General features: G+C 60.0%; 17 protein-coding genes. 15 read left to right on the plus strand and 2 right to left on the minus strand.

What is annotated here, in order from left to right; genetic code table 11:
• Positions 1 to 209 precede the first annotated feature (209 nt).
• Positions 210 to 1,148 carry an NAD kinase gene (locus tag CFter6_RS21635; protein WP_061541673.1) on the minus strand — a complete coding sequence of 313 codons (939 nt, stop codon included), beginning with the start codon at positions 1,146 to 1,148 and terminating at the stop codon, positions 210 to 212.
• A gap of 46 nt (positions 1,149 to 1,194) precedes the next feature.
• Between CFter6_RS21635 and CFter6_RS21640 the strand changes: the two genes are divergently transcribed.
• The 3 genes from CFter6_RS21640 to CFter6_RS21650 all read left to right on the plus strand — a co-directional run bounded on the left by CFter6_RS21640 (position 1,195) and on the right by CFter6_RS21650 (position 3,420).
• The gene (locus CFter6_RS21640) at positions 1,195 to 1,959 is read left to right on the plus strand and encodes an HAD family hydrolase (RefSeq protein ID WP_236904441.1); all 765 of its coding nucleotides are present in this window, start codon (positions 1,195 to 1,197) and stop codon (positions 1,957 to 1,959) included.
• A 64-nt stretch (positions 1,960 to 2,023) separates the two neighbouring features.
• Positions 2,024 to 3,046 (plus strand): heat-inducible transcriptional repressor HrcA, encoded by a 1,023-nt coding sequence (gene hrcA, locus CFter6_RS21645; RefSeq protein ID WP_061541674.1) that lies wholly within the window; start codon positions 2,024 to 2,026, stop codon positions 3,044 to 3,046.
• A 2-nt stretch (positions 3,047 to 3,048) separates the two neighbouring features.
• Positions 3,049 to 3,420: a TfoX/Sxy family protein gene (locus tag CFter6_RS21650; RefSeq protein ID WP_061541675.1), complete on the plus strand. Its 372-nt coding sequence runs from the start codon at positions 3,049 to 3,051 to the stop codon at positions 3,418 to 3,420.
• A gap of 6 nt (positions 3,421 to 3,426) precedes the next feature.
• Here CFter6_RS21650 and fur read toward each other — a convergent pair whose 3' ends face one another.
• Positions 3,427 to 3,852, minus strand: a complete 426-nt coding sequence (gene fur, locus CFter6_RS21655; protein WP_014007830.1) for a ferric iron uptake transcriptional regulator — start codon at positions 3,850 to 3,852, stop codon at positions 3,427 to 3,429.
• Between the two features lie 74 nt (positions 3,853 to 3,926).
• Between fur and CFter6_RS21660 the strand changes: the two genes are divergently transcribed.
• From CFter6_RS21660 to CFter6_RS21715, 12 genes are all read left to right on the plus strand, one after another.
• On the plus strand, positions 3,927 to 4,505 hold the full coding sequence (locus tag CFter6_RS21660; protein WP_061541676.1) for an outer membrane protein assembly factor BamE: 579 nt from the start codon (positions 3,927 to 3,929) through the stop codon (positions 4,503 to 4,505).
• A 53-nt stretch (positions 4,506 to 4,558) separates the two neighbouring features.
• Positions 4,559 to 5,365, plus strand: coding sequence for a 4-hydroxy-tetrahydrodipicolinate reductase (gene dapB, locus CFter6_RS21665; protein ID WP_061541677.1), 807 nt, complete (start codon positions 4,559 to 4,561; stop codon positions 5,363 to 5,365).
• 298 nt (positions 5,366 to 5,663) lie between these two features.
• Entirely contained in the window at positions 5,664 to 7,193 is a 1,530-nt protein-coding gene (locus tag CFter6_RS21670) for a DUF535 family protein (RefSeq protein ID WP_150118836.1), read from the plus strand.
• A gap of 294 nt (positions 7,194 to 7,487) precedes the next feature.
• Positions 7,488 to 10,133: a leucine--tRNA ligase gene (gene leuS / locus CFter6_RS21675; RefSeq protein ID WP_061541678.1), complete on the plus strand. Its 2,646-nt coding sequence runs from the start codon at positions 7,488 to 7,490 to the stop codon at positions 10,131 to 10,133.
• Positions 10,134 to 10,224: 91 nt separating this feature from the next.
• Entirely contained in the window at positions 10,225 to 10,797 is a 573-nt protein-coding gene (locus tag CFter6_RS21680; protein WP_236904442.1) for an LPS-assembly lipoprotein LptE, read from the plus strand.
• Positions 10,798 to 10,811: 14 nt separating this feature from the next.
• Positions 10,812 to 11,828: a DNA polymerase III subunit delta gene (gene holA / locus CFter6_RS21685; RefSeq protein WP_061541680.1), complete on the plus strand. Its 1,017-nt coding sequence runs from the start codon at positions 10,812 to 10,814 to the stop codon at positions 11,826 to 11,828.
• Between the two features lie 8 nt (positions 11,829 to 11,836).
• Positions 11,837 to 13,102 (plus strand): glutamate-5-semialdehyde dehydrogenase, encoded by a 1,266-nt coding sequence (locus tag CFter6_RS21690; protein WP_061541681.1) that lies wholly within the window; start codon positions 11,837 to 11,839, stop codon positions 13,100 to 13,102.
• Positions 13,103 to 13,184: 82 nt separating this feature from the next.
• Complete coding sequence (locus CFter6_RS21695; RefSeq protein ID WP_061541682.1) at positions 13,185 to 13,607, plus strand: CopD family protein; 423 nt, start codon at positions 13,185 to 13,187, stop codon at positions 13,605 to 13,607.
• A 19-nt stretch (positions 13,608 to 13,626) separates the two neighbouring features.
• Positions 13,627 to 14,229 (plus strand): 2-hydroxychromene-2-carboxylate isomerase, encoded by a 603-nt coding sequence (locus CFter6_RS21700; protein WP_061541683.1) that lies wholly within the window; start codon positions 13,627 to 13,629, stop codon positions 14,227 to 14,229.
• 147 nt (positions 14,230 to 14,376) lie between these two features.
• Positions 14,377 to 15,612: a THUMP domain-containing class I SAM-dependent RNA methyltransferase gene (locus tag CFter6_RS21705; RefSeq protein WP_061541684.1), complete on the plus strand. Its 1,236-nt coding sequence runs from the start codon at positions 14,377 to 14,379 to the stop codon at positions 15,610 to 15,612.
• A 284-nt stretch (positions 15,613 to 15,896) separates the two neighbouring features.
• Positions 15,897 to 16,094: a hemin uptake protein HemP gene (gene hemP, locus CFter6_RS21710; RefSeq protein WP_061541685.1), complete on the plus strand. Its 198-nt coding sequence runs from the start codon at positions 15,897 to 15,899 to the stop codon at positions 16,092 to 16,094.
• A gap of 102 nt (positions 16,095 to 16,196) precedes the next feature.
• Complete coding sequence (locus tag CFter6_RS21715; protein WP_061541686.1) at positions 16,197 to 16,517, plus strand: hypothetical protein; 321 nt, start codon at positions 16,197 to 16,199, stop codon at positions 16,515 to 16,517.
• Positions 16,518 to 16,577: the final 60 nt, after the last annotated feature.

Genomic DNA, 16,577 nt, shown 5'->3' on the forward strand with positions numbered 1-16,577 from the left:
TAAATACAGCGCCGGCCAGGCGACGCTGGATAATGGCAATCAGCATAGCAAAATCGGAGACGGCTTAGAACCTGTTTATGATCTTACTGCGCGCCCGTGATCTGGCACTAACCGGTGCTCAAAATCCTCATGTACTGAAGTACATTCCGGTTTTTCCGCGCCGTTTAGTACCAGCTGACGGGCGCTCGCTACAGATCATAAACAGGTTCTTACTTCAGTTGCCCTTCCGCCGACGGATATTCGTTCCAGTGCAGCTTTTGCCGCAGGGTGTCGTAATAACTCCAGCCGGCCGGGTGCAAAAAGGTGATGGCATGTTCGGAGCGCCGTATCAGGATGCGGTCGCCGTGCTGCAGACTGGCCAGCGACTGCATGTCGAAATTGGCGCTCATGTCGCGGCCGTTGACGATTTCGATCACGATTTCACTGCTGTCCGGAATCACGATAGGCCGGTTCGACAGCGCATGCGGCGCAATCGGCACTAGCACGATGCCGCCCAGCGAAGGATGCAGCAAAGGGCCGCCGGCGGACAGGGAATAGGCGGTGGAACCGGTCGGCGTCGCCACGATCAGGCCGTCGGAGCGCTGGTTGTACATGAAACGGCCGTCGACCTCGACCATCAGCTCCGCCATGCCGGAACCGGCGCCGCGCGCCACCACCACATCGTTGAACGCCAGCGCGCTGAAGATCTGCTGGCCGTCGCGCATGACCGAACCCTGCAGCAGGCTGCGCCGCTCCGATTCGACTTTACCGTCCAGCATTTCACCCAGCACCGGCAGCATGCGCTCGAGCGAGATATCGGTGATGAATCCGAGGCGGCCCTGGTTGATGCCGATCAAAGGCACGTCGTAAGGCGCCAGCTGGCGCGCGATACCCAGCATGGTGCCGTCGCCGCCGACCACGATCGCGGCGTCAGCCTGCTGGCCGATCTGCGCCGGCGTCATCGCGGCGATCGGCAGCGCGACGTTCTGCGCGGTCTCGGTCTCCAGCACCACATGGTGGCCGCGGCCTTGCAGGAAATCGGCGATTTCGGTCAGCGACTCGGAAATGCCGGCGGCGAAATACTTGCCGACGATGGCAATGGTTTTCGGCATAGACTCGGGCAAATTCGCTGGCAAAACCGTTTTGGAAGGTAATTTTATAGGCCACATGCTGGCGATTAGACCATAATTTAGGCTTGCAATGAAGGATACGCATATGGCCCCGACGAATAATTCAGCTATCTCCCCAGGTTTCCGGCCCGGCAAACCGCTGACCGGCAAAAAGCCGGCCATAAAAGCGCTGCTGTTCGACCTCGACGATACCTTGTGGCCGATCGTGCCGGTGATCGCGCGCGCCGAGCAGTTGCTGTTTGACTGGCTGCAACAGAATGCCCCCGCGGTCAGCCGCCGGTATACGATCGAGAGCCTGCGCCAGCAGCGCATGGACCTGGTGGCAAGCAACCCGGTGTTCAAGTTTGATCTTTGGAAGCTGCGCCATGCGGCGCTGACCATCGCTTTCAACAGCGTCGGCGAAGATGCTGGCAAAGTGGATGCGGCGATGGCGGTGTTTTCCGAGGCGCGCCACGCAGTGACGCCGTTCGTCGATGTCCAGCCGGCCTTGACGCGGTTAAGCCAGCGCCTGCCGCTGGGCACAGTCTCGAACGGTTTCGCCGACCTCGGCAAAATCGGCCTGGCCCGGCATTTCCAGGCATCCATCGCGGCCCACAGCTTCGGCTGCGCCAAACCCGACCCCAGCATTTTCCACGCCGCTTGCGCGACCTTGGGGGTAGCGCCCGAACACACTGTGTACGTCGGCGACGATCCCTTGCTGGACGTGGCCGGGGCCCAGCAGGCCGGCTTGCAGGCGGTCTGGATCAACCGTTTTGACCGCGTGCTGCCGGCCGGCATCAGCGCCCAGGCCAGTTGCACCAGCTTGCATGAGCTGGAGGCCTGGCTGGAACAAACCGCGGGTGGCGGGTAAAAACAGTGTATAAGTGCATGCATAAGCTGGTAAGCCAGTGCAGTGCTCGCTAAAATAGACCTATATGCAACTAGATAATCGCGCTCAAACCCTGCTCAAAGCCCTGGTCGAACGGTATATCGCCGACGGCCAGCCGGTTGGCTCGCGCGCCCTTTCCAAGATCTCCGGCCTGGAACTGTCGCCGGCGACGATACGCAACATCATGGCCGACCTGGAGGAAATGGGTTTTGTCGCCAGTCCCCACACTTCCGCCGGCCGGGTGCCGACGCCGCGCGGTTACCGCATGTTTGTCGATACCCTGCTGACGGTCGAGCCGATTGACGAGACTGCGCTGGAATCCAAGATGCAGGCGCGCCTGCAGCCGAATTCGCAACAGAAAATCATCGCCAATGCGGCCCAGGTGTTGTCATCCTTGTCGCATTTCGCCGGCGTGGTGCTGACGCCGCGGCGCGAATCGATCTTCCAGCAGATCGAATTCCTGCGGCTTTCGGAGAAACGCATCCTGCTGGTGATCGTCAGCCCCAACGGCGACGTCCAGAACCGGCTGTTGCTGACCGACGTCGACTACAGCCCGGCCAAGCTGGTGCAGGCCGCCAACTACATCAACCAGCATTACGGCGGCCTCAGCCTGGACGATGTCCGCCTGCGCCTGCAAGGCGAGTTGCGCAAGCTGCGCGACGACATGACCTGGCTGATGCAGGCCGCGGTTGAAGCCGGCAGCGACGCCATGACCGACAACAGCGACGAAGTGGTGATTTCGGGCGAACGCAACCTGCTCAGCGTCACCGACCTGTCGTCGAACATGGATTCCCTGCGCAAGCTGTTCGACATGTTCGAGCAAAAAACCAGCCTGATGCAATTGCTCGACATCTCCGGCAAGGCCACCGGCGTCCAGATCTTCATCGGCGGCGAATCGCAGCTGGTGCCGATGGACGAAATGAGCGTGGTGACCGCGCCCTACGAGGTCAACGGCAAGATTGTCGGCACGCTGGGCGTGATCGGTCCGACCCGGATGGCGTATGAACGCGTGATCCCGATCGTGAATATCACCGCCAAGCTGCTGTCGAACGCCCTGAGCCACAGCTGAACGTGTCCCGCAACGACGCCATCATCGACTATATCCGCGAGCTGCTGGCGCCGCTGGGCGCAATCAGCGCACGCAAGATGTTCGGCGGTTACGGCGTCTACCACGATAGCATGATGATCGCCCTGGTTGCCGAAGGCATCCTCTACCTCAAGACTGACGAAGAAACCCGGCCGCAGTTCGCCGCCGCAGGATGCACGCCCTGCATCTTCGAAAGCAAGGGAAAAACCATTGAGATGAGCTACTGGTCGGCGCCTGAAGAGGCGATGGATTCAGCCCCGGCGATGACGCCCTGGGCGCGGTTGGCTTATGCCGCGGCGGTGCGCAAGGCTAACGCCAAGCCGGCGCCGAAGGCGCGCAAGCGCAAGGCGGCATAGTCCGGATCAGCCCTTTTTCTTGCGGCAGTCGCGGCAATGCCCGTACAGGGCCAGCGCATGGTCGGCGATTTCAAAACCGTGTTCCTTGGCGACGATCTTCTGGCGTTTTTCAATTTCTTCGTCGTAAAACTCTTCCACCAGGCCGCAATCCAGGCAAACCAGATGGTCGTGATGCGAGCCTTCGTTGAGTTCGAACACGGCCTTGCCGGTTTCAAAATGGTTGCGCTGCAACAGCCCGGCCTGCTCGAATTGAGTCAGTACGCGGTACACGGTCGCCAGGCCGACGTCGAGATTGTCGCTCAGCAGGATTTTATAAACGTCCTCGGCGCTCAGGTGGCGCACCTCGCTGTTCTGGAAGATTTCCAGGATTTTGAGGCGTGGCAAGGTGGCTTTGAGGCCGCTGGCTTTCAGTTCTGATGGATTGTTCGGCATGTTTTGGTCACAAATGGATGATCTGCTTTATCATATAGCGTTTTAGCACAGTTGCTCAATCAATTGAGATCCTTATGCGAATGTTGCTCTCCCCTGTCCGTACCTCCGCCCGCATCGTCCCTTTAGCCGTTGCAGTTGTCTTCATGGCCGCCCTGGCCGGCTGCGCGTCAAAAAATCCCCCGGCCGGCCAACCCGTCGCCGGCACAGATCCGGCAGCGGCTCCTGTCGCCACTGATACCAGCGGCGTGCAAACCATCAAGCATCGCCGCTTTCTGGGCATTTTTTCCCCGTACCGGATAGATATCCAGCAGGGAAACTTTGTCTCGAAAGAAATGTTGGCACAAGTTAAAGAAGGCATGACTCGCGAGCAGGTGCGGTTTGCACTGGGCACGCCGCTGCTGACCGACTTGTTCCATGACGATCGCTGGGACTACGTGTTCCGCCTGCAAAAGGGTAATGGCGAAGTCACCACCAGCCGGGTCAGCGTTTTCTTCAACGGCAACCTGCTGGCACGCGTCGACGGCGGCAACCTGCCTACTGAGAACGATTATCTGGACCGGATTTCAGGCGGCGCTTCGGAAGCCAAGAAGAGCGTCAAGAATGTCGAAATCGCACCATCTGTGCCTAGCGCGCCTGGCCCTTCCAAGAACTGATTGACAAATTGTCCAGATCGCTGTCTGGGCGACCCCGCAGAGATAATTAGATAATGACTCAGATGAAAATAGCCGTTGCCGGCGCCTCCGGGCGCATGGGGCGCATGCTGGTTGAGGCGATTCAAAACGCCGACGACGCCCTGCTGGCCGGTGCGCTGGACGTGCCGGGCGCGCCTGAACTGGGAACCGACGCTGCCGCGTTCCTGGGCAAGCCTGCCGATGTCCTGATTGAAGCCGATCTGGCCAAGGGCTTGGCGCAAGCGGCTTACCTGATCGATTTCACCCGTCCGGAAGGCACGCTGAAACACCTCGACTATTGCGCCGCCCACGGCATCAAGATGATCATCGGCACCACCGGTTTCGACGAAGCCGGCAAGGCAGCAATCGCGGCGGCGGCAAAAAAGACCGCCATCGTGTTCGCCTCGAACATGAGCGTCGGCGTCAATGTCACGCTGAAACTGCTGGAAATGGCGGCCAAGAGTTTTTCCCACGGCTACGACATTGAAATCATCGAAGCCCATCACCGCCACAAGGTCGATGCCCCCTCCGGCACCGCGCTGATGATGGGTGAAGTCGTGGCCGATGCGCTCGGGCGCAAGCTGGACGACGTCGCGGTCTACGGCCGCGAAGGCATCACGGGAGAGCGCGATCCGTCCTCGATCGGTTTTGCAGCCATCCGCGGCGGCGATATCGTCGGCGACCATACGGTGTTGTTTGCCGGCATCGGCGAGCGTGTGGAAATCACGCACAAATCCTCCAGCCGCGTCACTTACGCGCAGGGCAGCTTGCGCGCGGCCCGTTTCCTGCGCGACAAGAGCAGCGGCCTGTACGACATGCAGGATGTGCTGGGCCTGCGCTGAAGCGCCGGCAAAAAACCCTCGCAATAAAGTAATTTCCCCCGCCCGGCGGCCTTCCGGCCTTGCCGGGCCTGTCTTTTTCTTGCCATCGCTCCCTTTGTAGCTTCTCAGCGCTAGTCCAGGCGCCATCAATTTCCTCTTGGCAATCCAATAATTTCATCAAACTGCGTCGGCTTGCAAGTTTGCATGTAACATTCTATTTTTATTTGTATCTTTATGTTTCTCAAAGTAACGAAACAGATACATAGATGTTTACATGTTTTTTTATTATTTTTTGCTAGACTTCTGATCGCCCAAGCATATGACGCTGTCCTCTTACAATCACCTTTTGTGGTCGGCGGGCCCTCCGGGCTTTATCGGGATTCCATTCCTGCTGGCGCTGGCGATCGCCGAATGGGGCGTGTACCTGGTGCCGACCAGCCTGGTCGGCCTGTGGATCAGCGGCAGCAAGGCTAGCCGCCTGCTTTCCCTCAAGGCAATCGTTACAACTGTTGCTGCGGTATTGGCCAGCAAACTTATCCCCCTGTTTTGGGACGCCCTGGCGCCAACCGCATGGACCGATCACCTGCACCGGGCCAAAAACGCGCATTGCATTTCGCCCAGCGTCACGATTGCCGTCATCCTGGCCACCGGCCTGACGCTATGGACAGCCAGGACCATCAAGATCAAATGGCTGGGCGTATTGCTGGTGATACTGTCGCTGGCCGTCAGCTGGGCCAAGATATTCCTGGGCGTGCATTATCCGCTGGACATTTTTGTCGCCGGCCTGGTCTCCCTGGCGATGATGCTGGCCATGAACACCAGATACGGCAAGGCTATCAGCCGCGGCGCCATCCGGCTGCTCCACGGCCGCCTGCAAAACCTGGCGTTGCTATCGGAAATATCCCATCTTTTTTACCTGCGCCCAGCCCTCGCCCGAACCGGCAGCAGCGGTCCGCGCATTACCCTGCACACTTGCCTGAGGCACTCGCCGCGCGGCTTGTCGTATTTTGCCAAGCAGTTCAAGCTGAGTCTCCGCACCGTGCTGCATTACCGCCAGACGCAGCGCTGGCTGGCCTACTGGAATGCAACGCCGATGCACGCCAAGCTGGCGCAAGCCACGCCCAGGCTGCTGCAGAAAATCTACCGCCCCTATCAGTCGCTGCGCTTGCACAGCCAGGACCGGATGAATATCCTGGTCAGCCACTACGATTTCATCTTCCGGCAAGGCCTCGCCCCCTTGGTCCTGCGCGCGGCGCAAGCACCGCTGCTGCTGGGCAGCTTCAGCGGCAAATCCGGAACCACTTATGAAATCCGGCTATCGTCGATTGCCACCCTGGACCGTGAGGGCGAGCTGGCGCTGGACCTGTGCAGCGACCAGCAGCGCCTGTTCTCGGTGGCCTTCACTTTTTACGGTAACGAAATGGTCCCCTGCGTCGGCGTCGGCTGTCTGCAGGGCCCGCGCGGCAGCGACGCCCAGGAACGGGTGCGCAGTGCTACCCGCGACATGTTCGGCCTGCGGCCGAAGGGCCTGATGGTGCGGCTGGTGCGGGAAATCGGCCGGACCTACGGCTGCAAGAAGCTGATCCTGGTGGGCAACCAGAACCGGGTCCTGTTCCATCAGATCCGCACTGGCAAGGTGCTTGCGGACTATGATGATTTCTGGCAAGAAATAGGGGCGATTCGCCGCCCGGACGGCGAGTACCAACTCTGCTGCGAGGCAATTCCCGTCCCGAATCTGCAGGAAATCCCCTCGCACAAGCGCTCAGAAGCGCGCAAACGCATTGAACTGACCGAACGCGCAGTCCAGGCCGCGCTGAACGGCTTCGCCGGCAGCTTCCACGAAGCCTGAAACAAGACGGCTTTCGGGCCTGCCGGCCGGCATTGCCCAACTCAAGACGCGACTCCCCGCTCCCTAACGCCTCCTTTGCGCTAAAGCGGCATCCGAACCAGTATAATCACCGGTTCGGATGCCATGAATATTGGCTCAGCAAGTTTCCATTCCGATTTGCAACCCGATGTGCAACGACCAAGATCGTCGAATTCGTCCCGGCCGACGCATGACTTGCCGCCGACGATGCGGCGCCTTGTGTTTTTGTAAAGCGGAATAACATTCACCTTTTAGCTCTAGTCTTCAGCTCCAGCCATGCAAGAAAAATACAGCCCTACCGAAGTCGAAAAATCAGCACAAGACCATTGGCATTCCATCGACGCCTACAAGACCGTCGAACACGCCAAGGACCGGCACGGCCAAGAGAAGAAGAAATTCTATGCCTGCTCGATGCTGCCTTATCCTTCGGGCAAGCTGCACATGGGCCATGTGCGCAACTACACCATCAACGACGTGATGTACCGTTATTTGCGGATGAACGGCTACAACGTGCTGATGCCGATGGGCTGGGATGCATTCGGCATGCCGGCGGAAAACGCCGCTATGGCCAATAACGTGCCGCCGGCGCAATGGACCTATGCCAACATCGCCCACATGAAGAAGCAGATGGAAGCGATGGGGCTGGCGATCGACTGGTCGCGCGAAATGACCGCCTGCACGCCGGAATACTACAAATGGAACCAGTGGATGTTCCTCAAGATGCTGGAGCAAGGCATCATCTACAAAAAAACCGGCACCGTGAATTGGGACCCGGTCGACCAGACCGTGCTGGCCAACGAGCAGGTGGTCGACGGCCGCGGCTGGCGCTCGGGCGCGCTGATCGAAAAGCGCGAAATCCCGATGTACTACGCCAAGATCACCGACTACGCCGAAGAACTGCTGGAGCATGTCGAAACCAAGCTGCCGGGCTGGCCGGAGCGCGTGCGCCTGATGCAGGCCAACTGGATCGGCAAGTCGACCGGCGTGCGCTTTGCTTTCCCGCACAAGATCGAAGAAGACGGCAAGGTGATCCAGGACGGCAAGCTGTGGGTCTTCACCACCCGCGCCGACACCATCAAGGGCGTGACCTTCTGCGCCGTGGCGCCGGAACACGCGCTGGCCACTTTCGCCGCCAAGAGCAGTCCGGAACTGGCCGAATTCATCGCCGAATGCAAAAAGGGCAGCGTCATCGAAGCCGACATGGCGACGATGGAAAAGAAAGGCATGCCGACCGGCCTGTGCGTATCGCATCCATTGACCGGCCAGCTGATCGAAGTATGGGTCGGCAACTATGTCCTGATCACCTACGGCGACGGCGCCGTGATGGGTGTGCCGGCGCACGACGAACGCGACTTCGCCTTCGCCCAGAAATACGTGCTGCCGATCCGTCCGGTGATCGCCATCGAAGGCAAGACCTATTCCGAGGAAAGCTGGCACGACTGGTATGGCGACAAGGAAAACGGCGTCTGCGTCGATTCCGGCAAATACGATGGCATGCACTACCAGGAAGCGGTCGATGCGGTCGCTGCCGACCTGGCCGCGCATGGCCTGGGCGAAAAGAAAATCACCTACCGCCTGCGCGACTGGGGCATCTCGCGCCAGCGCTACTGGGGCACGCCTATCCCGATCATCCACTGCGGCGAGTGCGGCGACGTGCCGGTGCCGGAAAAAGACTTGCCGGTGATCTTGCCGGAAGACTGCGTGCCCGACGGCAGCGGCAATCCGCTCAACAAACATGAAAAATTCCTGCACGTCGACTGCCCGCAATGCGGCAAGCCGGCACGGCGTGAAACCGACACCATGGACACCTTCGTCGACTCGTCCTGGTATTACATGCGCTATTGCTCGCCAAACAGCAACGACGCCATGGTCGATTCGCGCAACGATTACTGGATGCCGATGGACCAGTATATCGGCGGTATCGAACACGCCGTGCTGCATCTGCTGTACGCCCGCTTCTGGACCAAGGTCATGCGCGATTTCGGCCTGATCAAGTTCGACGAACCGTTCTCCAACCTGCTGACGCAAGGCATGGTGCTCAATGAAACCTATTTCCGCGAAGACGCCAGCGGCAAGAAAACCTGGCACAACCCGGAAGACGTCGACCTGACCTTCGACGACAAGGGACGGCCGCTGACCGCCATCCTGAAAACCGATGGCAAGCCGGTGGAAATCGGCGGCACCGAAAAGATGTCGAAGTCGAAAAACAACGGCATCGATCCGCAAGCCCAGATCGACCAGTACGGCGCCGATACCGCGCGCCTGTTCACCATGTTTGCCTCGCCGCCGGAACAGACCCTGGAATGGTCCGGCACCGGAGTGGAAGGCGCCAACCGCTTTCTGCGCCGGGTCTGGGCCTTCAGTTATGCCCGCGCCGGCAGCATCGCGCCCGCCGCTGCTGCCGATTTCTCCGGCCTGAACGATGTACAGAAAACCTTGCGCCGCGAAGTGCACAAGATCCTGCAGCAAGCAGATCATGATCTCAAGCGCATCCAGTACAACACCGTGGTGTCGGCCTGCATGAAAATGCTGAACACGCTGGAAGCCGCCAAGCTCGACCAGTCGCCGGCCAGCAATGCGGTCCTGACCGAAGGCCTGTCGATTTTCCTGCGCGTGCTCAATCCGGTGGCGCCGCACATCACCCACGCGCTGTGGCAGGAGCTCGGCTTTGCCGCCGTCCATGGCGACATCCTCGACGCCAGCTGGCCGCAGGTGGACGGCAAGGCGCTGGAGCAGAGCGAAATCGAAATGATGATCCAAGTCAACGGCAAGCTGCGCGGCAGCATCACCGTCGCCAAGGACGCCGACAAGGCCAGCATCGAAGCAGCGGCGCTGGCCAACGAGAGCGTCCAGAAATACCTGGAAGGCGCGCCGAAGAAGATCATCGTGGTGCCAGGAAAACTGGTCAATATCGTCGCCTGAATATCGTCACCTAACTGCAGGCCGGACTGCCCGTCCGGCCTTGAACCTTGAAACAAGGAATGCCCGAATGTTGAATAGAACGCCTCTCGGAATGCCCGCCGCTTCCCGCACCTGGCTGCTGATACTGGCCATGATGACGCTGCTGTCCGCCTGCGGCTTCCAGCTGCGCGGCTCGGCCAATCTGCCGTTCAAGTCGCTGTACATGACCTTCGGCGCCAACTCGCCGCTGGGAATCGAGCTCAAGCGCAACATCCTCGCCAGCGGCAATACCCAGGTGCTGACTTCAGCCGAAGGCGCCGAGGCAACCCTGGAAGTGCTGGCCGAGACGCGTGAAAAAGTAGTCCTGACTACCAACAGTTCAGGCCGCGCCAGCGAATACATGCTGTATTACCGGCTGACTTTCCGCGTCACCGACGCCCAAAAGAAAGAGCTGCTGCCAGCCACCCAGATCACGCTGAAACGCGACATCAGCTACAACTCGTCGCAAGAACTGTCCAAGGCCGCAGAAGAAGTGCTGCTGTACCGCGACATGCAAAGCGACATGGTGCAGCAGATCCTGCGCCGCCTGACTGCCATCAAGACCGCCCAGCCGACCCAGCCGGAGGCAGCGCCGGCAGCCGTCCCGGCGCCGGTCCCTGGTCCAGCTTCCGCGCCCGCCAAATAACCGGGGACCTGTACATGCAACTGCGGTTTGACGCGCTCGACGGCCATTTGGCGAAAACCCTGGCGCCCTTGTACGTAATCACCAGCGACGAGCATCTGCTGGCGCTGGAGGCATCCGACAAGATACGCAAGAGCGCACGCGGCAACGGCTGCAGCGAGCGCGACGTGCTGGTAGTCGACCGCAGCTTCAAATGGGGGGAGCTGCTGGCGGCCAACCAGTCGCAATCGCTGTTCGGCGACAAAAAGCTGATCGAGCTGCGCATCCCGACCGGCAAGCCGGGCAAGGATGGCGGCCAGGCTTTGCAAAGCTATACGGCGACGCTCAATCCGGACAACGTCACCATCATCAGCCTGCCCAAGCTTGACTGGGCCACCCAGAAAGCTGCCTGGGTCGCAACCCTGCAACAGAACGCGGTCTATATTGATATTCCTCTAGTGGAGCGGGCGCACCTGCCGAACTGGATCGGCGTCCGCCTGGCGGCCCAGCAACAGAGCGCGGATCGCCAGTCTCTGGATTTCATCGCCGACCGGGTCGAAGGCAACCTGCTAGCGGCGCACCAGGAAATCCAGAAGCTGGCCTTGCTGCACCCCCCCGGCAAACTGAGCTTCGAACAGTGCCACGATGCAGTGCTCAACGTCGCGCGCTATGATGTATTCAAGCTGAATGAAGCAATGCTGGTGGGCGATACCGCGCGCCTGGTGCGCATGATGGACGGACTGAAAGGTGAAGGCGAAGCGCTGCCGCTGGTGCTGTGGGCGGTTTCCGAGGAAATCCGCACCTTGCTGAAATTGAAATCCGCGGCTGCCCAGGGCCGTCCGATACCGGCGCTGCTGAAGGAATACCGCATCTGGGGACCGCGCGAAAGGCTGATGGAACCGGCGCTGCGGCGCCTGAGCCTGGCGACATTGGAAGCGGCTTTGAAAGATGCGGCGCAAGTCGACAAGATGGTAAAAGGCTTGCGTGCCAAAGCCTTTTCCGGCGATGCCTGGGACGCTTTGCTGCAGTTGGGTCTAAAAGTCGCACATACTTGATAGAGCATATGGATATCCAACAATACATGACCGAAGTCGGACAACGCGCACGCGCCGCATCGCGCGCCATGGCGCGTGCCGACACTGCCGTCAAGAACCGCGCGCTGAGCCTGATCGCCGCCGCCATCCGGCGCGACGCAGACCTGCTGCGCGCGGCCAACCAGGTCGATCTCGAAACAGCGCGCGCCAACGGCCTGGCGCCGGCCATGCTGGACCGCCTGACGCTGTCTGAGCAAGCCATCGCCACCATGATCGCCGGACTCGAACAGATTGTCGCCCTGCCCGATCCGATCGGCGAAATATCGAACATGAAATACCGTCCTACCGGCATCCAGGTCGGCCAGATGCGGGTGCCGCTGGGCGTGATCGGCATCATTTACGAAGCCCGGCCCAATGTCACGGTGGATGCAGCAGGCCTGTGCATCAAGAGCGGCAACGCCACCATCTTGCGCGGCGGCTCGGAAGCGCACCATTGCAACCAGGCGCTGGCCAGGCTGGTGCAAGAAGGCCTGGCCGGCGCCGGCCTGCCGCAAGATGCGGTGCAGGTGGTCGACACTACCGACCGCGCCGCGGTGGGCGCCCTGATCACCATGCCGCAATACGTCGACGTTATCGTGCCGCGCGGCGGCAAGGGCCTGATCGAACGCCTGATCAAGGAGGCCACGGTGCCGATGATCAAGCATCTCGACGGCATCTGCCACGTCTACATCGACGACCAGGCCGATCTCGACAAGGCCGTGAAGATTGCCTTCAATGCCAAATGCCATCGTTACGGCACTTGCAACACCATGGAAACCTTGCTGGTGGCGCGCGCGGTTGCGCCGCAGGTTTTGCCGCAGCTGGCCAAGCTGTACCAGGGCAAGGAAGTCGAACTGCGCGCCGACGATGAAGCGCGCGCCATCCTGGCCGGTTATCCTCACCTGGCTGCCGCCAGCGAGGAAGACTGGCGCACCGAGTACCTGGCGGCGATCCTGGCGGTCAAGGTGGTTGCCGATGTGGATGAAGCAATCGCCCACATCAATACCTATTCATCGCAGCACACCGACAGCATCGTCACCGAGAACCATTCGCGCGCCATGCGCTTCCTGCGCGAAGTCGATTCGGCATCGGTCATGATCAATGCTTCGACCCGCTTTGCCGACGGTTTCGAATTCGGCCTCGGCGCCGAGATCGGTATCTCCAACGATAAGCTGCATGCGCGCGGACCGGTCGGCCTGGAAGGCCTGACTTCGCTAAAATATGTGGTGTTCGGGCACGGCGAAGTACGCGAATAAAATACGGCGGGCGGCAGTCAGGCCGATACCGCCGTCCCCATGCAACCGAATTTCCCTTCCCGCAATAAAAAAAGGAAACACCATGCTTTGGATCAAATCGCTGCATATTGTCTTCATCGCATCATGGTTTGCCGGTTTGTTTTATTTACCGCGTATCCTGGTCAACCTGGCGCAGGAAACCGATACTGCCGCCACCACAAGGTTGCTGCTGATGGCGCGCAAGCTGTATCGCTTCACGACGATGCTGGCGCTGCCGGCGATTGTCTTCGGCGCCTGGCTGTGGCTGGGTTATGGCATAGGCAAAGGTCCGGGCAACGGCTGGCTGCATGCCAAGCTGTTCCTGGTGATTCTCGTGATCGGCTATCACCATGCCTGCGGCAGCCTGCTGAAGAAATTTGAAAACGGGGCGAATACCCGCAGCCATGTCTGGCTGCGCTGGTTCAATGAAGTGCCGGTCCTGCTGCTGCTCGCGATCGTCATCCTGGTGGTTGTCAAACCGTTCTAAGCCCATCCGAGGATCAGCCATGAGCAAGCTCTGTGAATATTATTTTGCCCCGCACTCGCCATTCGCCTACCTGGGCCATACGCGCCTGGTGGCGTTGTCCAGGCAATACGACGTCAAGGTCGCATTAAAGCCCTGCGACTTGTCCAGGGTCTTCAATACCTCCGGCGGCTTGCCGCTGGCCAAACGGGCGCCCCAGCGCCAGGCTTACCGGCTGGAAGAGCTGCGGCGCTGGAGCGAATACCTGCAGCTGCCGCTCAACCTGCAGCCGACGTTTTTCCCGGTGCAGAGCGACGACGCCGCAAAACTGATCATCGCCGGCCAGCTGGCGCACGGCACGGAAGCCGCCCTGGCGCTGACCGGCGCTATAATGCGCGCAGTCTGGGCCGAACAGCGCAATATCGCCGACCACGCCACCTTGGCTGCGATCGCCTCGGAACTGGGGCACGATGGCAAGACCTTGCTGAAATCGGCGGAAACCGCCAGCGTCCAGAGCGAATTCGACCGTTTTACCGAGGAAGCCATTTCCGCCAGCATCTTTGGCGCTCCCTGGTATGTAGTCGACGGCGAAGCGTTCTGGGGCCAGGACCGGCTGGATTTCGTGGAACGTGCTTTCGCCAGATGAATTGTTTTGTAAGGTGGGCACATCGTGCCCACCAGAATACGGGTCCATACGGCTCCCAAACAGGTAGGTGCGTGGAGTCAATTCACGCGTGGGCACGATAGGCCCACCCTACGCAAAATTGTAGTACCAACGGATAAAAGGTCCCCCATGTCACATAAATCTACCGATAAACATTCCTATTTTTGTCCCTGTCCGCGCGGGCTGGAAGCCGCGCTGGCTGAAGAACTGGATGAAATAGCGCAATTCAGCGCACCCGCCGTCACCCTCAAGGTCCATACCCAGGTGCCGGGCGGCGTCCATTGCTCGGGCCTGTTAAGCGACGCCTGGCGCATCAACCTGCATTCGCGCATCGCCAGCCGGGTGCTGCTGCGCCTGACGCATGGCGCTTACAAGAATGAAAACGATATCTACGACATGACGCTGGAACAGGAATGGGAAAGCTGGTTTCCAGTCAGCCATACCATCCGGGTCGACGTCACTGCCGTGAAATCGCCGCTGCGCAGCCTGCAGTTCACTACGCTCAAGATCAAGGACGGCATTTGCGACCGTTTCCGCGACCTGTGCAATGAGCGGCCGTCGGTAGACACCGGCACGCCGGACATGCGCATCGTCGGCTTCCTCGATGCCCACAATTTCACGCTGTACCTCGACACTTCCGGCGAAGCGCTGTTCAAGCGCGGCTGGCGCGCCGAAACCGGCGACGCGCCGCTGCGCGAGAATCTTGCCGCCGGCCTGCTGCGCACCTCAGGCTGGAAGCCGGGTACAGTCTTGTTCGATCCCATGTGCGGCTCCGGCACCATCCTGGTCGAAGCAGCCCAGATCCTCGCCGGCATCCCAGCCGGCGCGCGCCGTCACTTCGCCTTTGAAAAATTCAACGATTTCGAAAGCGCGAAATGGCTGGCGATCAAAGGCAGCTTCAAACCCAACCCTTTGCCGGCCACGCCGACCATCTTCGGCAGCGACATCTCCGGCGACATGGTCCAGATCGCGGCCAACAACCTGCGCAACGCCGGCATCCTGTTTGAAGTGCCGGTCAAGCAGATTGAAGCGCAAGAAGTCAAACCGCCGGCCGACGCCGAGCACGGCATCATGCTGACCAACCCGCCGTATGGCGAACGGATAGGCGTGCGCGGCGACAGCACCCTGAGCAGCGACGATTTGCTGACCGCCTTCTTCAGCGCCTTCGGCACGACGCTGAAACAGCGCTTCGCAGGCTGGAGCATCTTCCTGTTTTCCGCCGACCTCGGTTTGCCCAAGCTGCTGCGCCTGAAAGAAGCACGCAAGACGCCTTTCTTCAACGGCGCGCTGGAATGCCGCCTGTTCCGCTTCGACATGGTGGCCGGCTTCAACCGGCGCGAAGCAGCCAAGCCGAAGGCAGAATGACCGCCTGCGGCTTTCCTTAGCAATATATCAATAAAACAAGCGCAATCTTTGCGCTTGTTTTATTTCCGGCTGTCCAGATCCGCTGCCGCTATTCCCGTCCCCCAAAAATCCATCTCCCCAGAAGCAACTTTGCCCATGTGCATCATGGGCAAGGTGCGGCTGATATTTCCCACTTGACATCTTTTCCAGATTACCCCGCCGGATGCGCTAAAAACGCTTGCATTCCCCGCTCAGGTGACGAATAATACAAATACGAATTGTTCGCATTTACAGAAAGGACTATAATGAGCCAGACGATACGACGCGAAACACAAGTTGAGAAAACCCCTGTGTCCAGCATCACGAAGTCAGTTGCATCAGCAGTCACGCGAATCAAGAGCCAGGATCTGTTCAAGCAAATGCGCGAACTGGAAATTGACCACGGCGGCAGGATTTACAAGCTGCGGCTGACGCAATTGAACAAGCTGATCCTGACCGCTTGATTGGAAACCTGAGCACGGCGTTTTTAATTGATCCAACACCAGCCCGCCCGCAGCAAGTGCCAGCCAGCGAGTTACTGCGAGTTTACTGATAGAGGAGTGCTGATGGTATCGGAGAAAATCAATCCGGCTTTTGTGGAGCCAAACGGCGCACCGGCACAGCCGGAGCTGCTGGTCTCGGCAGTGCTGCACCTGATGTCGCAGTACACCGCGAACAGCCAGGAAATCAGCGGTTGCGTCAAGCTGGCCTCGGTGATCGAGCGGCATTTGAAAGCGCTGGCGGATTTGCCGAACCTGGCGCCGGTATTACGCGCAACCTGCCTGCAGTTGTCGGAGCAGTGGGGCACGGTGGTAGAGAGTACGATGCCTCGCCCTGAGAAGTACAGTCTGTTCAGCAGGTTCGGAGCTGCCAGCCGGGTCTGTTAATGAAGCATGGCGCAGTAACGGCCAACCGCCGCAAGAACATCTTTGTCGGCGGACCCGAAT

The sequence above is a fragment of the Collimonas fungivorans genome (genome assembly GCF_001584145.1).
In the GTDB taxonomy this organism is placed as follows: Bacteria; Pseudomonadota; Gammaproteobacteria; order Burkholderiales; family Burkholderiaceae_D; genus Collimonas; species Collimonas fungivorans.

What these genes read in the sequence shown, in the direction of transcription:
- leuS (WP_061541678.1), top strand. Translation starts at nt 7,488, where the DNA reads ATGCAAGAAAAATACAGCCCTACCGAAGTCGAAAAATCAGCACAAGAC.
- hrcA (WP_061541674.1), top strand. Translation starts at nt 2,024, where the DNA reads ATGCAACTAGATAATCGCGCTCAAACCCTGCTCAAAGCCCTGGTCGAA.
- CFter6_RS21690 (WP_061541681.1), top strand. Translation starts at nt 11,837, where the DNA reads ATGGATATCCAACAATACATGACCGAAGTCGGACAACGCGCACGCGCC.
- CFter6_RS21700 (WP_061541683.1), top strand. Translation starts at nt 13,627, where the DNA reads ATGAGCAAGCTCTGTGAATATTATTTTGCCCCGCACTCGCCATTCGCC.
- hemP (WP_061541685.1), top strand. Translation starts at nt 15,897, where the DNA reads ATGAGCCAGACGATACGACGCGAAACACAAGTTGAGAAAACCCCTGTG.
- CFter6_RS21680 (WP_236904442.1), top strand. Translation starts at nt 10,225, where the DNA reads ATGCCCGCCGCTTCCCGCACCTGGCTGCTGATACTGGCCATGATGACG.
- CFter6_RS21670 (WP_150118836.1), top strand. Translation starts at nt 5,664, where the DNA reads ATGACGCTGTCCTCTTACAATCACCTTTTGTGGTCGGCGGGCCCTCCG.
- dapB (WP_061541677.1), top strand. Translation starts at nt 4,559, where the DNA reads ATGACTCAGATGAAAATAGCCGTTGCCGGCGCCTCCGGGCGCATGGGG.
- CFter6_RS21695 (WP_061541682.1), top strand. Translation starts at nt 13,185, where the DNA reads ATGCTTTGGATCAAATCGCTGCATATTGTCTTCATCGCATCATGGTTT.
- CFter6_RS21715 (WP_061541686.1), top strand. Translation starts at nt 16,197, where the DNA reads ATGGTATCGGAGAAAATCAATCCGGCTTTTGTGGAGCCAAACGGCGCA.
- holA (WP_061541680.1), top strand. Translation starts at nt 10,812, where the DNA reads ATGCAACTGCGGTTTGACGCGCTCGACGGCCATTTGGCGAAAACCCTG.
- CFter6_RS21640 (WP_236904441.1), top strand. Translation starts at nt 1,195, where the DNA reads ATGGCCCCGACGAATAATTCAGCTATCTCCCCAGGTTTCCGGCCCGGC.
- CFter6_RS21705 (WP_061541684.1), top strand. Translation starts at nt 14,377, where the DNA reads ATGTCACATAAATCTACCGATAAACATTCCTATTTTTGTCCCTGTCCG.
- fur (WP_014007830.1), bottom strand. Translation starts at nt 3,852, where the DNA reads ATGCCGAACAATCCATCAGAACTGAAAGCCAGCGGCCTCAAAGCCACC.
- CFter6_RS21660 (WP_061541676.1), top strand. Translation starts at nt 3,927, where the DNA reads ATGCGAATGTTGCTCTCCCCTGTCCGTACCTCCGCCCGCATCGTCCCT.
- CFter6_RS21635 (WP_061541673.1), bottom strand. Translation starts at nt 1,148, where the DNA reads ATGTGGCCTATAAAATTACCTTCCAAAACGGTTTTGCCAGCGAATTTG.